Raw genomic sequence first — 15,042 nt, 5'->3', positions numbered from 1 at the left:
ATGATTCCGCAGGAAATCATCCGGCGTAAACGCGATGGCGAGGAATTAGGTCTCGCCGATATCAACACCTTCATCGCGGCGCTCGCTGCCGGCCATCTGTCGGAAGGCCAGATCGGCGCATTCGCCATGGCCGTCTGGTTCAAGGGCATGTCGCGGGCCGAAACCGTCGCCCTGACGCTGGCGATGGCCAATTCCGGCGATCGGCTGAAATGGGCTGACATCGACCGCCCGATCGCCGACAAACATTCGACCGGCGGTGTCGGCGACAATGTTTCGCTGATGCTGGCCCCGATCACTGCCGCCTGCGGCCTTGCCGTACCGATGATATCGGGGCGCGGCCTCGGCCATACCGGCGGCACGCTGGATAAGCTCGAATCCATTCCAGGCTATAGGATCACCCCGGATGCGGACCTGTTCCACAAAGTCGTGAAGCAGGCGGGATGCGCCATCATCGGCCAGACCGGGACCCTGGCGCCAGCCGACGGCAGGCTTTATGCCGTGCGCGATGTGACCGCCACCGTTGATTCCATTCCCCTCATCACCGCCTCGATCCTCTCGAAGAAGCTTGCTGCCGGGCTTCAGACGCTGGTGCTCGACGTCAAGGTCGGCAACGGCGCCATCATGGCCGACCGCGCCCAGGCCGAGAGCCTGGCGCGATCGCTGGTCGAGGTTGCCAATGGCGCCGGCATCAAGACCTCGGCGCTGATCACCGACATGAACCAGCCGCTCGCCGATAGCGCCGGCAATGCCGTTGAAATGCGCAACTGCCTGGATTTCCTGGCGGGTGGGAAGGCGGACACCCGGCTTCAGACCGTCGTACTTGCCTTCGCCGCCGAAATGCTGGTGAAATCAGGCATTGCCACTTCACCTGACGAAGCTCAAGGGATGGCGCGTCGGGCCCTGTCATCGGGAAAGGCGGCGGAGGTCTTCGGGCGCATGGTCTCCATGCTCGGCGGTCCGGCCGATCTCGTCGAAAATCCCGACAAATATCTGGCCAGAGCGCCGGTGGAAAAACCTGTCCTGGCCGGCCGGCCCGGCTGGCTTTCCGCCTGCGATGCCCGCGGTATCGGCGTCAGTGTCATCGATCTCGGCGGCGGAAGGCGTCATCCCCAGGACCGGATTGATCACCGCGTCGGCTTCTCCGGATTGCTGCCGCTTGGCACCCGCGTAGAGGCCGGCGAGCCGATCGCGGTGGTTCACGCCGCCGATGAAGCGGCGGCGGAAAAGGCAGCAGCCGCGATTGCAGCGCACTACCGCATTACCGAGGACAAGCCGCAGCAGTCGCCGGTAATTTCGGCCAGGATCTGATGTGGTTTACTGCTTGAGGCTGAGCGAACCGTCGGCGACGGAATAGGAGGCGAGTTTCCGCAGGAAGCTCATGCCGACCAGCGTCGTCGTCAGCGCATCGTCCTTGAGGACAAAGGCCTCGACCTCGCGCACGCGGATGCCGCCGATTTCGACCCGGTCGAGCATCACATGCGCCGCCTTCGTCTGGCCGTTGGCGGTGTTCACCCCATAGTGGAAATCGAGCTGGTTGCCAGTGTAGCCGAGCCGGCGGGCAAGCGTCTCGTTGAGTGCGACATACGTGGCGCCGGTATCGATCAGGCCCTGCACCGGCTTGCCGTTGATCTTGAAGCTGCCGGTATAGTGACCCTGCGCATCTGCCTGCAGACGGATGGCATTGCTGGCGGAGACCGGCGCGGTGGCGGCGGGCTTGTCGCTTTCGGTCGATAGGTAATTGGCGGAGAGGGCGTCGGCAGGCTGCTGGCCGGTGTTCTCGAAGAAGGAAGGCGCCTGTGTGGCCAGCACCGCGGCGATGCTGGCGAATATGACGGTACGCACGAGCATGAAACAGAAATCCTTCCTGTATAAACCCGGCTTCATGCAGGCCTCATGCTTCCAGCTTGCTAAGCCTCAAATCGTGATAAGTCGCTAACATCGATAGAAAAAAGGCCCGGACGAACGATCCGGGCCCTAAACTCTTTCGATTTGGTAAAGGAAGGCTGAAACTATTTGGTGCCGTACATGCGGTCGCCGGCATCGCCGAGGCCGGGCATGATATAACCCTTCTCGTTGAGGTGGCTGTCGATCGAGGCGGTGAAGACCGGAACATCGGGATGCGCGGCGCGGAAGTTGCGGATCCCTTCCGGGGCGGCGAGCAGGCAAAGGAAGCGGATATTGTGAGCGCCGCGCTCCTTGAGTTTGTCGATCGCCGCAATCGACGAATTTCCGGTTGCCAGCATCGGGTCGACGACGATGATCAGGCGCTCGGCCACATCCTCCGGCGCCTTGAAGTAATATTCGACCGGCTGCAGTGTCTCGTGGTCGCGATAGACGCCGATATGCGAGACCCGGGCGGAGGGCACGAGATCGAGCATGCCTTCGAGCAGTCCGTTGCCGGCGCGCAAGATCGAGGCGAAGACCAGCTTTTTGCCCTCGAGGATCGGCGATTCCATCGTCTGCAGCGGCGTCTCGATCGTTGCCATCGTCAGTTCGAGATCGCGGGTCACCTCGTAACAGAGCAGCGTCGAGATTTCGCGCAGCAATCGCCGGAAACTTCCCGTCGATGTCTCCTTGCGCCGCATGATGGTGAGTTTGTGCTGCACCAGCGGGTGATCGATGACTGTAACGCCGTCCATGGGGAAGCCTTTCATTCTTTCTATCGAATGTTTCTCCACGGAAATCGGCCCGACTGCAAGAGTGGAGGCCAATTTGCGTCGATCATCCCCAGCCTCTTAGGGCCCCACATTTAGCCCTTAAAGCCGGGCGAGCAGGGCCTTGCGCGTGTCTTCGTCGACGAAGGCCGCCTCGATCGCCGTGCGCGTCATGGCATCGATCTCGGTGTTGCTGAAGCCGAAGGCCCCCGCGGCGAGTTCATATTCCCGCGCGAGCGAGGTGTGGAAGAATGGCGGGTCGTCCGAGCTGATCGTCACCCGGACGCCTGATTCCTTCAGCCGGCGCAGCGGATGCGAAACGAAATCGGGAAAGACCTTAAGCGCAATATTGGAGCCCGGGCAGACCTCGAGCACGGTGCCGAGATCGGCAAGCCGCTTCACCAGATCCAAATCCTCGATGGCGCGCACGCCATGACCGATACGCTGGGGGCGCACGGCATCGAGCGCGTCGGCGACACTGAAAGCCCCGCAGACCTCGCCCGCATGGATGGTGAGCCCCAGGCCGGCATCCCGGGCGATATCGAAGGCCCTGATATAGTCGGCGACACGCCCCATGCGCTCCTCGCCGGCAAGGTTGAAGCCGGTTATCAAAGGATTGCCGGCCTTGGCCGCGTATTCGGCCGCACCGATGACACTCTCCGGACCAAAGTGCCGCTCGCCGGTGACGATCAGCCGGGCCTCGATGCCGCTCTTTTCCCTGGCTCGCCGGATACCTTCGCAGATGCCTGAGATATAGGCATCGGCACCGAGCCCGATGCGTTTGCCATGGTCGGGGGAAACGATGAGTTCACTGTAGATCGTATTGATGCCGGCAAGTTCGTCGAGATAGGTTTCGGTCAGAAGCGCATAATCCTCCTCGGTCCTGTAGACCTCGGAAACCTTGTCGTAACATTCGAGGAAGCTCGCGAAATCATGCCAGACATAGGCGCCATCGCGAAGCTCGCCGCTGATGTCGACGCCGTATTTGCGTGCCTGGGCGTCGGTCAGAGCTGGAGGAGCCGCACCCTCCAGATGGCAGTGCAGCTCGACCTTCTTCAAATGCGATGTCACAGAAAACTCCTTCCATGCGGTCCGGCCGGAATGCCGAGATGACGCGCGATGCTCTCGCCGATATCGGCATAGCTGCGGCGCACGCCGATCGACCGCGACCGGATGCCGGGGCCATAGGCGATGACCGGTACGCGCTCGCGCGTATGGTCCGTGCCGCGCCAGGTCGGGTCGCAGCCGTGGTCGGCGGTGAGCACGACGAGATCGCCCGGCTTGAGTTTCTTGTGGACTTCGCCCAGGCGTGCATCGAAGGCTTCGAGTGCCGCGGCATAACCCGGCACATCGCGACGATGGCCGTAAATCATGTCGAAATCGACGAAATTGGTGAAGACGAGATCGCCGTCCTCGGCCTCGTCGATGGTGGAAAGCGTCGCATCCATCAGCGCCTCGTTGCCGGTCGCCTTGATGACCCTGGAGATGCCCTGATGCGCGAAGATGTCGCTGATTTTTCCCACAGCATGCACGTGCCGGCCGCGCTCGATCAGCCGATCGAGCAAGGTCGGTTCCGGCGGCAGCACGGAAAAGTCGCGCCGGTTTCCGGTGCGGTGGAAGGTCGAGCTGGACAGACCGACGAAGGGCCGGGCGATTACGCGGCCGATATTGTAGCGATCGAGCATCCCGCGAGCCAAACGGCAGAAGGCGAGCAGGCGATCGAGGCCGAAATGCAGCTCATGCGCCGCCACCTGGAAGACCGAATCCGAGGAGGTGTAGCAGATGGGCTTGCCGGTGCGGATATGCTCCTCGCCGAGCCGGGCGATGATCTCCGTTCCCGAGGCATGGCAGTTTCCGAGAATGCCTGGCACGCCGGCCTCTTTACACAAAGCCTCCAGCAGCTCCGGCGGAAAGGCGTCGCCCTCCGTCGGGAAATAACCCCAATCGAAACTGACGGGTGTTCCCGCGATTTCCCAATGGCCTGACGGCGTATCCTTGCCGCGGGAGATTTCGCTGGCGGCGCCATAAATGCCGTAGATCTTCTCGGGAACGGGCATGCCGGCCGGGAACCGGCCCGAGGCGGAGCGCGCGATCTGCATCAGCCCGAGTTCCGACAGGTTGGGCAGGCAAAGCGGCCCGCTGCGCAATCCAGCGCGATCTCCCGCCCCGGCCGCGCAGAACTCGGCGATATGGCCGAGTGTATCGGCACCCTCGTCGCCATAGGCCGCCGCATCCGGGGCTCCGCCAACGCCGAAAGAATCCAGAACGAAAAGAAAGGCACGCGCCATTTTGCACCCGAAAAGCCAGTCGCCAGCCTCTGGAATGTCAGAGGTGATGAAGATTCAGCCATATAATGCTGCGGCCGGCTTGGCAAATTCGAGTTGGGGAACAGGTGTCAGCAGTCGCCGCAGGCTATCGATTCGCCTTGCCGCTGGCGGTAGAAGAAACTGCGGCTGATGGTAATCGTGCGCATGCCATCCGGCATGAAGTTCGGCGCAAACAGGAACATCGTATAGGGGATGCTGAGCTCGGTGCGAACGAGGAAGCTGTCCGCCGTCTTCATATCAGCCGGCACATTGCTCACGACGGTGTTTTTGGCGTAGGGCACCGTCCCGTCCTGCGCCCAGGACCACAGCACCTTGGCATTAGTGCCGGCGTCGATGGTAATGCCGGTGATCTTCAATGTCAGCGATGTCGTGTTATAGGGCACGAAAATCGAGTTTGCGACCGACGGCATCTGCGCGAGCACGCTCTTCGTGACGGATTGCTGCTGGGTGACGAGGTCGGCGATCGAACCTGCGGCGCGTGTCACCCGCTTGCTGACGCTGAGGCCGACCGTGATCTCGAAAGCGCCGATATAGAGCATGACGAGCACGGGAAAGAGGATGGCGAATTCGATCGCGCCGGCGCCCTTGCGCTCTCGGATGAGCCGCCGCGCCGTCAATACCAGCCTGGTGAACGGGTTGAGAAGCGCCATTATGGATACTGCTCGTTCTGGAAGGCCGCGGTGGCGACGATCAGATAATCCTTCGGCATCGAACCGTCGGAGGGCCGTATCGTCGTAATATAGGGCCGGACCAGATCGGTGATGATTTCCCAGCGGTAGTAGGCGCGGACCATGTTGATGGTGCCGGCGCCGCCCGGTGCGTATTTGAACGCCGCCGTATTGAGGTCAGCATATCTGGCGGTGGAAAGCTTGGGGATCGTCGTCGGAATGGCCGAGAAGGTACTGAACGTCTGCACGTCGACGTAGAGCTTGCTCGGCGTAGCCACTTCGCTCGTCGAGCAGCGGACCAGTATCGAGATCTCATTGCAGAAAGCCTGGCGGAACTGCGTCTGGGTCATATCGGTCGTGCGGCCGAGATTATAGGTAATCTGCCCGGTGCGCATCTTGCGGCTCATCGTATCGACGGCGTTGGAGACGAGTTCCTCGGCAGCAAAGGCGACGAAGGTTTCGAGGATTGCGAAAATCACCAGGAAATAGGGAATGGCGAGTAAGGCGAATTCGATCGCCGCAGCCCCCTCACGTGAGCGGGCGAGAGCGCGAAACCGCAAGAAACGGAACGGCGCTGCGGAGTGCGCCTTTTCCGTTTTCTGATCAATTACCGTCATTGCCTGGACCCGAGCGACATTCTCTGTCCGCCACACTAGGATCCGTTCGTTGATTTTCCGTTTCAGTCTGACGCGACGATTTTAACGAATGGCCCAAGAAGTGCGAGAATCCGATCAGGGCGAGGTGGTGCCGGTCGCCGCCTGCTGCGCATGCTGCTCGCAGTTCGGCGTGCAGGACAGCACGGAGCGTTCGGTCTGCCGGTAGACGCGCACCGTATTGCCCTCATCGATCGACACCAGGATACGCTCGTCGAGGATCGCATTGCCGTCGGCATCGAGCAGCACCAGATTGGTGGTGCCGAAGCTGCGCCCTGTGAGGACGATGGTCTTGGCATCGGCGACGGTCGCATCGGCGACCTTGGCATTGCCGACGATGACCTTGCTGACGGGGCGGTCGAGCTTCAATACGCGCGCGTGATCCATATAGACGCGCAGCATGTCATCGTCTGCGGCCGCGGAAATTCCCGATATACCGAAAACGGCGATCATGCCGGCAAAGAAAATTGTTTTGCCGCTCGATGACATTTGGTCCTCTTTCACGATCACAGCGCAATATCGCCATAGAATGGAAAAAAATGGTGAACGAAGCCTTAAGCCAGCAACTTTGTTCCGGAATGAAGCGCGATGATCCGATTTGGTACGACCTTTGGAAGTGCGCGCGACGGTTGGAGGTCAGGCCTGTGCTATTTCTAGATGAATGCAGCTGATATAGCAGGAATATTGTTAAATATTGAGGTAAGCCCGTAAGAAAATACTTACTCTACAGAGGCATGTTGTCTCGTTCAAATCTCGTTAACTCTTTTCCTTAAGTAGATGGAAACGCCCATTCGCTAGGTTGCAGTCATCCGATCAACGGCAACAGTTGGCGGACGTGCTGAACATCAACTGGAGTTAGGAGTAACCATGACCAAGCTTTTTAGCCGTTTTCTGAAGGACGAATCCGGCGCGACCGCCATCGAATACGGCCTGATCGCCGCTCTCATTTCCGTAGCGCTCATCACCGGCGCAACGGCGCTCGGCGGCAAGATCGGCAACACGTTTAACGGCTTGAGCACCAAGATGGATGGCGCTCAGACCGCAAGTGGCGGCTAATAAGCTGCCCTGTAACGGGATACTGACCGGATTTGCTTCGGTCGTATATCGAGCGGGCTCACAGGCTGAACGGCCGTGAGCCTTTTCGTATCTTACTATGATCGGGTATGCTCATGATCGCAGCTGCAGTCTTCGTGATACTGCCACTCTGCCTAGCCATGGCCGCCTTCTCGGATCTGTTCACCATGACGATCCCGAATCGGGTTTCCCTGATCCTAGCCGTCTCCTTTCTCGTCCTCGCGCCGCTGTCCGGTCTTGCAATTCAAACGATCGGCATGCATCTCGCCGCCGCTGCCATCGTCTTTTCCGCCTGTTTCGCTCTTTTTGCCTTAAATGTGATGGGCGGCGGTGACGCCAAGCTGTTGAGCGCCACCGCACTCTGGTTCGGCCTGAACCAGTCCCTTCTTTTCCTGATGACCGACGTCGCCATGATCGGCGGCCTGATCACCTTGCTGATCCTGATGGCGAGGGCGCAATCGGATACCATCCTCGCCTTTGGCTTGCCGGTGCCGAACTCGATCCTCATCGCCAAGAAGATTCCCTACGGCATTGCGATCGCGATCGGCGGTTTCATGGCCTTCCCTTCCTCGCCGCTGTTCATCGCGGCGCTGGAAAGCCTGAAATAACGGCATTTTAAATGCCCGTTAACTTAAAATGTAAGCGTTCCATTAACCATAATTATACCAATTGCTGAGCATTCTGCAGGGCGAACATATCGTGCCCTGAGGAATGATCGATGAAACCGGCCCGCCTTATAATCCTAGCTGTCGCCCTGGTGGCAGCCGGCCTCGCCGGCTTCCTGGCGATGCAAATGGCGGGCAGTGGCGGTGTCGTCACCCAGGTTCAGTCGGTCATCGAGAAGGAACCGACCGTCAACATCCTCGTCTCCAGCACCAACCTGGCTGTTGGCGAGAGGCTGAGCGACCAGTCGGTTCATTGGATAGCCTGGCCGCAGGGCGGCGTCGTCGCCGGCCTGATCACCGAAGCCGACAAGCCGGATGCGATCAAGGATCTGCAGGGTGCCGTCGTGCGTCTGCCGATCTTCGAAGGTGAACCGATCCGGCCGGAAAAGATCGCCGATTCCAACAGCCGCATCCTTTCCTCGCTATTGCCGGCGGGCAAGCGCGCCGTCGCGACCGAGATATCGGTGGCAACCGGTGCCGGCGGTTTCATCCTGCCGAACGACCGCGTCGACGTCATCATGGTCCGCAAGGGCACCGAGGCCAATAAGCTCATCACCGAAACCGTGCTGAGCAACGTCCGTGTCCTCGCTATCGACCAGCAGATCCAGGAAAAGGACGATGGCTCGAAGTCGGTGGTCGGCACGACCGCCACGCTCGAACTCACGCCCGATCAGACGAAGGTGCTCGCTGTCGCCCAGCAGATGGCGGACCGGCTGTCGCTGGCGCTGCGCTCGGTTGCCGATGCGCAGGAGCAGGATACCAGCGCCGCCGACTATCTGCTGAGCGGTGATAACGGCAGTGCGATCATCCAGGTCATCAAATCCGGCGCCATCGTTACCGATGCCGGCGTAGCGCCGAAGGCGGAGTAAGAGGACGTGCACATGGGCAATTCAAAGCGGCGCGCCGGGCTTCTCCTGACAGGTTGCCTCTCACTGGCCGTCGGCGTCTCGGGTATTGCGCCGGCCTCTTTCGCGCCGCTTTTAGGATCAGGCGAGGCGCGTGCCGATTCCGACAATCTCATCCGCATCTCACAGACCGGCCGTGATGCCCACCGCCGGCTGAAGCTCGGGCTGAACAAGGCCGTTGTCGTCGATCTGCCGGAGGATGCGCATGATATCCTCGTCTCCGATCCGACCATGGCCGATGCCGTCACCCGCACCTCGCGGCGCATTTACCTGTTCGGCAAGAAGGTCGGACAGACGAACATCTTTGTCTTCGGCGCCGGTGGGCAGGAGATCGTCAATCTCGACATCGAGATCGAGCGCGACGTTTCCGGCCTCGAAGTCAATCTCCGCCGTTTCATTCCAGACTCCAACATCAACGTCGAAATCGTCTCCGACAACATCGTGCTGACCGGCACCGTGCGCACCCCGCAGGATGCCACCCAGGCGGCCGATCTGGCGCAGGTCTTCCTGAAGGGCGGCGAGGCGACGACCAGAACCGAGACCGCGTCAGGTACCGGCGGCGACAGCTCGGTGGCGCTCTTTGCCGAAGGCCGACAGGCCTCGCAGGTCGTCAACCTGCTGCAGATCGAGGGTGAGGACCAGGTCACCCTCAAGGTGACGATCGCCGAGGTCCGCCGCGAGGTGCTGAAGCAGCTCGGCTTCGACAATCTGGTGTCCAATTCTTCCGGCATGACGGTTGCCCAGCTCGGCAGTCCCAATGCCGACAGCGCCACAGCGACGGTCGGCGGCGGCCTGGCGGCGCTCTTCAAGAGCTCGATCGGCAAATACGACATTTCCACCTACCTCAACGCGCTGGAGCAAGCCAAGGTGGTCAAGACGCTGGCCGAGCCGACGCTGACGGCAATATCGGGCCAGGCCGCGACCTTTAATTCCGGCGGCCAGCAGCTATATTCGACGACCGATAATAACGGCAACGTCACCGTCGTGCCGTTCAATTACGGCATCAACCTCGCCTTCAAGCCGGTGGTACTGTCATCGGGACGCATCAGCCTGGAGATCAAGACCAACGTCTCCGAACCAGTGGCCGGCAGCGGCAACGCCACTTATCAGCGCCGCTCGGCGGAGACTTCGGTGGAACTGCCCTCGGGCGGCTCGATCGCGCTGGCCGGTCTGATCCGCGATAACGTCTCGCAGACGATGGGCGGCACGCCCGGTGTTTCCAAAATCCCGCTGCTCGGTACCCTCTTCCGTCAGAAGGGTTTCGAACGTCAGGAAACCGAGCTTGTCATCATCGCGACGCCCTATCTGGTGCGCCCGGTTGCGCGCAATCAGCTCAATCGGCCGGACGATAATTTCAGCCCCGAGAACGACGGTGCGACCTTCTTCCTCAACCGTGTCAACAAGGTCTACGGCCGCCGCGAGGCGCCGGTCGCCGATGCGCAGTTCCACGGCTCGATCGGGTTCATCTACAAATGAGCGGAGCAGGATCGGCAGCAATGGACGAGAACAGAGATCAGGCGATGGCCCATATGAAATCGACGACACCCCGCCGCGGAATCTCGAAGGCCTTCCTGGCCGCCGCCGGCGTTTCGGCGGTGATCCTTTCGGGATGCGCCGGCCCGCACGACCAGCTGACAACAGGCGGTATTCCGGACGACTATCGCGCCCGCCACCCGATCATCGTCACCGAAGCGGAACAGACGGTCGATATACCCGTGGCTTCCACCGATCGCCGCCTCACCAGCGCCCAGCGCGACCTCATCCGCGGTTTTGCCGCAAACTACATGGCCCGCGCCTCGGGTCCGGTTTACGTGCTGTCGCCGCAAGGCTCGCCGAATTCGGCGGCGGCCTATCAGCTGCGCAATCAGGTCCGTGCCGAGCTGGCGTCAAGGGGAATCGCGAGCTCGAAAATCGTCAACACCTCCTATGCCGCGGTAGGCCCCGGCGATGCGGCGCCGATCCGGCTGAGCTTTACCGGCACCACCGCAATCACCACCCAATGCGGTCAGTGGCCGAAAGACATCTCGAACGATTTCACCAACCAGAATTATTATAATTTCGGCTGTGCCTCGCAGAACAACCTCGCCGCCCAGATCGCCAATCCGGAGGATCTGGTGGCGCCCCGCGGCATGACGCCGATCGACGCGCAGCGGCGCAACAACGCGATCCAGGAATACCGGACGACGACATCGACGATCGAGGGTGTCGGCGGCACCGACAGCAGCTTCTGAGACGGAACGGGACGATGAGCGCCATCGAATACGAAATCAAAAATCCGAGCGAGCTTCGCCACGCCGAGGAGGCGGTGCGCATGGCCGATCTGGAGAACATGCGGCCGCTGCCACGCATTTCCGTGCATGCCTTCTGCGAGAGCGAAGCGCTGCAGCAGGTCATGGAACGTTGCGCCAATGATCGGCGGATGGCCAAGGTCAGCTTGCGCATTACCAGCGGTGGCATCGCCGCCGCCGCCAATATGTTTTCGGGCGCCCCGACGCCGAACCTGATCATCTTGGAGACCAAAGCGAATTCCGGGAGCCTCCTCGGTGAACTGGCGCCGCTGGCCGCCGTCTGCGACCCGACGACCAAGGTCGTCATCGTCGGCTATTACAATGATATCGGGCTCTATCGCGAACTCATCCGTAACGGCATTTCCGAATATATGGTCCAACCGATCGCCATGCCCGATGTTCTGACGGCAATGGCTTCGATCTTCGTCGATCCGGAAGCAGAACCGCTCGGCCGCAGCGTCGCCTTTATCGGCTCGAAAGGCGGCACCGGCGCTTCGACCATCGCGCATAACTGCGCCTTCGGAATTTCCAATCTCTTCTCCACCGAGACGATCCTGGCCGATCTCGACCTGCCCTATGGCACGGCGAACATCGATTTCGACCAGGACCCGGCCATGGGCATCGCCGAAGCGGTCTTCGCGCCCGATCGTCTCGACGAGGTTTTTCTCGACCGCCTGCTGACGAAATGCTCCGAGCATCTTTCCCTGCTTGCTGCACCCTCGCTACTCGACCGCGCCTACGACTTCGACGGCCAGGCTTTCCAGCCGGTGCTCGATGTCCTGCAGCGCAGCGCGCCCGTTACCGTGCTCGACGTTCCGCATGCATGGTCGGAATGGACGCGCTCGGTGCTGTCGAGCGTCGACGAAGTGGTCATCACCGCGGTTCCCGATCTCGCCAACCTGCGCAATGCCAAGAACATGCTGGACGCGCTGCGCAAGATGCGACCGAACGACAAGCCGCCGCATCTGATCCTCAATCAGGTCGGCATGCCGAAACGCCCGGAGATTTCACCGTCGGATTTCTGTCAGCCGCTGGAGATCGATCCGATCGCGATCATCCCCTTCGACATCAACCTTTTCGGCAACGCTGCCAATAGCGGCCGGATGATCTCGGAAGTCGACCCGAAATCGCCGACGGCGGAGACCTTTTCGCAGATATCGCACATCGTCACCGGCCGTGTTGCGATCAGGAAGGCGAAGAAGGGCGGCCTGCTGGGCCTCCTGAAGCGCAAGTAGACGATGAGCAATTCCAGCACGTTTTACGTCCGGAATTGCGTGAAAACAAAAGAATAGACCAGATTGGATTAGGCGGCATGTTTGGAAAACGCGGAAATGAAGGATCCGGAAAGGTCGGAGGTGCGATTGCTCCCCCGCCGCCGGCTCCTGCTGCCGCCCCTGCGGCCTCTTCTCCCTCCATTCTGGTCGAACCCTCTCGCGAGCCCGCACGCCAGCAGGTGACGCCGCCGCCGATGCAGACGCCGCAGCGCAAGCGCCCTGTTCGCACCGATGAATATTACGACACCAAGGCGCAGGTCTTTTCCGCGCTGATCGATACGATCGATCTCTCGCAGCTTTCCAAGCTCGACGGCGAAAGCGCGCGCGAGGAAATCCGCGACATCGTCAACGACATCATCACCATTAAGAACTTTGCGATGTCGATCTCCGAGCAGGAAGAACTGCTCGAGGATATCTGCAACGATGTCCTCGGCTACGGTCCGCTGGAGCCGTTGCTGGCGCGTGACGATATCGCCGACATCATGGTCAATGGTGCCGGCCAGACCTTCATCGAAGTCGGCGGCAAGACGATCGAATCGGAGATCCGCTTCCGCGACAATGCGCAGCTTCTCTCGATCTGCCAGCGAATCGTCAGCCAGGTCGGCCGCCGCGTCGACGAATCGAGCCCGATCTGCGACGCCCGCCTGCCTGATGGCTCGCGCGTCAACGTTATCGCGCCGCCGCTGTCGATCGACGGGCCGGCGCTCACCATCCGCAAATTCAAAAAGGACAAGCTGACGCTCGATCAGCTCGTCCGTTTCGGTGCAATCACGGCGGAAGGCGCGACCGTGCTGCAGGTCATCGGCCGGGTGCGCTGCAATGTCGTCATTTCGGGTGGTACCGGCTCGGGCAAGACGACGCTGCTGAACTGCCTGACCAACTATATCGACAGGGATGAACGCGTCATCACCTGTGAGGATACGGCTGAACTGCAGCTGCAGCAGCCGCATGTCGTGCGTTTGGAAACGCGCCCGCCCAATATCGAAGGCGAGGGCGAGATCACCATGCGCGATCTCGTCAAGAACTGCCTGCGTATGCGTCCCGAGCGCATCATCGTCGGCGAAGTGCGCGGACCCGAAGTATTCGATCTGCTGCAGGCGATGAACACCGGTCACGACGGCTCGATGGGCACCATCCACGCCAACACGCCGCGCGAATGCCTGAGCCGTATTGAATCGATGATCGCCATGGGTGGCTTCACCCTGCCGGCAAAAACGGTGCGTGAGATCATCTCAAGCTCGGTGGACGTGATCATACAGGCGGCGCGCCTTCGCGACGGTTCGCGACGCATCACCCAGATCACCGAGGTGATCGGCATGGAAGGCGACGTCATCATCACCCAGGACCTGATGCGTTACGAGATCGAAGGCGAGGATGCCGGCGGCCGCCTGATCGGCCGGCATATGTCGACCGGCGTCGGCAAGCCGCATTTCTGGGATCGTGCCCGCTACTTCAACGAGGAAAAGCGTCTTGCCGCCGCCCTCGACGCCATGGAAGCGAAAACGAAGGACTAGGCGATAGATGTTCGGGTTTGATCCGATAGTGCTGGCAATCGTCGTCCTCGCCTCCGTCTCGGCGGCGGCGGTCGCCTATGCCTTGATGTATTCCCGGATCGAAGCCGACAAGAAATCGGCAAGCCGCATCGACCGCGTCAAATCGGCCGAAAGCGACCGGGTCAAAGTCAAGGCTGCCCGCGACCGGGTGCAGGAAATGTCGAAGCGCCGGAAATCGGTGCAGGACAATCTCAAGGATCTGGAAAAGCGCCAGCACGAAAAGACCAAGAAGACCCTGTCGATGAAATCCCGGCTGGTGCAGGCCGGCCTGCCGATCACGATCGGGAGATTCTATTTGGTCAGCGCCATCTTCGCCTGCGTGCTGCTGCTCATGGCTTTCATCGTCGGCGTATCGTTGATGGTGATGATCGGTATCGCCGTCGTCGCCGGTCTCGGCCTGCCGCGCTGGGTCGTGGGCTTCCTGATCAAACGCCGTCAGAGCAAGTTTCTCAACGAGCTTCCGAATGCGCTTGATGTGATCACGCGGTCGATCAAATCGGGCCTGCCGCTCAACGATGCGATCCGTCTGATCGCCACCGAAGGCACCGAGCCTGTGAAGAGCGAGTTCCGGCGGGTGATCGAGGCGCAGCAGGTGGGCCTCAGCATCCCCGACGCCTGCGCCCGCATGACCCTCCATATGCCGCTCCAGGAAGTCAACTTCTTCGCCATCGTCATCGCTATCCAATCGCAGGCCGGCGGCAATTTGTCGGAAGCGATCGGCAACCTCTCCAAGGTATTGCGCGAGCGCAGGAAGATGAAGGCCAAGGTCCAGGCGCTGTCGATGGAGGCCAAGGCGTCGGCGGTCATTATCGGTGCGCTGCCCTTCATTGTCGCGACCCTCGTCTATCTCACCTCGCCGAACTACATGATGATCCTCTTCACCGATCCGCGCGGCCATTTCATCATGGGTGTTTCGGCGATCTGGATGTCGATCGGCATCTTCGTCATGCGCAACATGGTCAATTTTGACATTTAGCCGGA

Annotated in this window: 16 protein-coding genes; 9 read left to right on the top strand and 7 right to left on the bottom strand. The window is 60.9% G+C overall.

What is annotated here, in order from left to right; all coding sequences use genetic code 11:
- Positions 1-1,308 carry a thymidine phosphorylase gene (deoA, locus tag ATY29_RS03935; protein ID WP_003571093.1) on the top strand — a complete coding sequence of 436 codons (1,308 nt, stop codon included), beginning with the start codon at positions 1-3 and terminating at the stop codon, positions 1,306-1,308.
- 6 nt (positions 1,309-1,314) lie between these two features.
- Here deoA and ATY29_RS03930 read toward each other — a convergent pair whose 3' ends face one another.
- The 7 genes from ATY29_RS03930 to ATY29_RS03900 form a co-directional block, all read right to left on the bottom strand.
- Complete coding sequence (locus ATY29_RS03930; protein ID WP_003571092.1) at positions 1,315-1,884, bottom strand: TIGR02281 family clan AA aspartic protease; 570 nt, start codon at positions 1,882-1,884, stop codon at positions 1,315-1,317.
- Between the two features lie 125 nt (positions 1,885-2,009).
- Complete coding sequence (gene upp, locus ATY29_RS03925) at positions 2,010-2,639, bottom strand: uracil phosphoribosyltransferase (RefSeq protein ID WP_003571091.1); 630 nt, start codon at positions 2,637-2,639, stop codon at positions 2,010-2,012.
- Between the two features lie 117 nt (positions 2,640-2,756).
- Entirely contained in the window at positions 2,757-3,725 is a 969-nt protein-coding gene (locus ATY29_RS03920) for an adenosine deaminase (RefSeq protein WP_003571090.1), read from the bottom strand.
- Positions 3,722-4,942: a phosphopentomutase gene (locus ATY29_RS03915; RefSeq protein WP_003571089.1), complete on the bottom strand. Its 1,221-nt coding sequence runs from the start codon at positions 4,940-4,942 to the stop codon at positions 3,722-3,724. Before ATY29_RS03915 ends, ATY29_RS03920 begins: the two co-directional genes overlap by 4 nt.
- A gap of 107 nt (positions 4,943-5,049) precedes the next feature.
- Positions 5,050-5,631: a TadE/TadG family type IV pilus assembly protein gene (locus tag ATY29_RS03910; protein ID WP_003571088.1), complete on the bottom strand. Its 582-nt coding sequence runs from the start codon at positions 5,629-5,631 to the stop codon at positions 5,050-5,052.
- On the bottom strand, positions 5,631-6,266 hold the full coding sequence (locus ATY29_RS03905) for a TadE/TadG family type IV pilus assembly protein (protein ID WP_025417497.1): 636 nt from the start codon (positions 6,264-6,266) through the stop codon (positions 5,631-5,633). The genes ATY29_RS03910 and ATY29_RS03905 overlap by 1 nt, the downstream gene beginning before the upstream one ends.
- Before the next feature lie 114 nt (positions 6,267-6,380).
- Complete coding sequence (locus tag ATY29_RS03900; RefSeq protein ID WP_003571086.1) at positions 6,381-6,791, bottom strand: pilus assembly protein N-terminal domain-containing protein; 411 nt, start codon at positions 6,789-6,791, stop codon at positions 6,381-6,383.
- A 378-nt stretch (positions 6,792-7,169) separates the two neighbouring features.
- On the opposite strand from ATY29_RS03900, the gene ATY29_RS03895 reads away from it, so the two are divergent.
- From ATY29_RS03895 to ATY29_RS03860, 8 genes are all read left to right on the top strand, one after another.
- Entirely contained in the window at positions 7,170-7,358 is a 189-nt protein-coding gene (locus tag ATY29_RS03895; RefSeq protein ID WP_003571085.1) for a Flp family type IVb pilin, read from the top strand.
- Between the two features lie 113 nt (positions 7,359-7,471).
- The gene (locus ATY29_RS03890; protein WP_003571084.1) at positions 7,472-7,984 is read left to right on the top strand and encodes an A24 family peptidase; all 513 of its coding nucleotides are present in this window, start codon (positions 7,472-7,474) and stop codon (positions 7,982-7,984) included.
- A 110-nt stretch (positions 7,985-8,094) separates the two neighbouring features.
- Entirely contained in the window at positions 8,095-8,910 is an 816-nt protein-coding gene (cpaB, locus tag ATY29_RS03885) for a Flp pilus assembly protein CpaB (protein WP_003571083.1), read from the top strand.
- Positions 8,911-8,922: 12 nt separating this feature from the next.
- Positions 8,923-10,422 carry a type II and III secretion system protein family protein gene (locus ATY29_RS03880; protein ID WP_003571082.1) on the top strand — a complete coding sequence of 500 codons (1,500 nt, stop codon included), beginning with the start codon at positions 8,923-8,925 and terminating at the stop codon, positions 10,420-10,422.
- Positions 10,419-11,177: a CpaD family pilus assembly protein gene (locus tag ATY29_RS03875; protein ID WP_025417499.1), complete on the top strand. Its 759-nt coding sequence runs from the start codon at positions 10,419-10,421 to the stop codon at positions 11,175-11,177. Before ATY29_RS03880 ends, ATY29_RS03875 begins: the two co-directional genes overlap by 4 nt.
- A gap of 14 nt (positions 11,178-11,191) precedes the next feature.
- A complete protein-coding gene (locus ATY29_RS03870) occupies positions 11,192-12,469 on the top strand; it encodes a CpaE/TadZ family protein (RefSeq protein WP_025417500.1) in 1,278 nt (425 codons plus the stop codon).
- A 77-nt stretch (positions 12,470-12,546) separates the two neighbouring features.
- On the top strand, positions 12,547-14,022 hold the full coding sequence (locus ATY29_RS03865; protein WP_003571079.1) for a TadA family conjugal transfer-associated ATPase: 1,476 nt from the start codon (positions 12,547-12,549) through the stop codon (positions 14,020-14,022).
- Between the two features lie 7 nt (positions 14,023-14,029).
- Positions 14,030-15,037, top strand: a complete 1,008-nt coding sequence (locus tag ATY29_RS03860) for a type II secretion system F family protein (RefSeq protein WP_003571078.1) — start codon at positions 14,030-14,032, stop codon at positions 15,035-15,037.
- The last annotated feature ends 5 nt before the right edge of the window (positions 15,038-15,042 follow it).

The sequence above is a fragment of the Rhizobium hidalgonense genome (genome assembly GCF_002914525.1).
GTDB lineage: Bacteria > Pseudomonadota > Alphaproteobacteria > Rhizobiales > Rhizobiaceae > Rhizobium > Rhizobium hidalgonense.
This window is presented reverse-complemented; position numbering and strand designations above follow the sequence as displayed.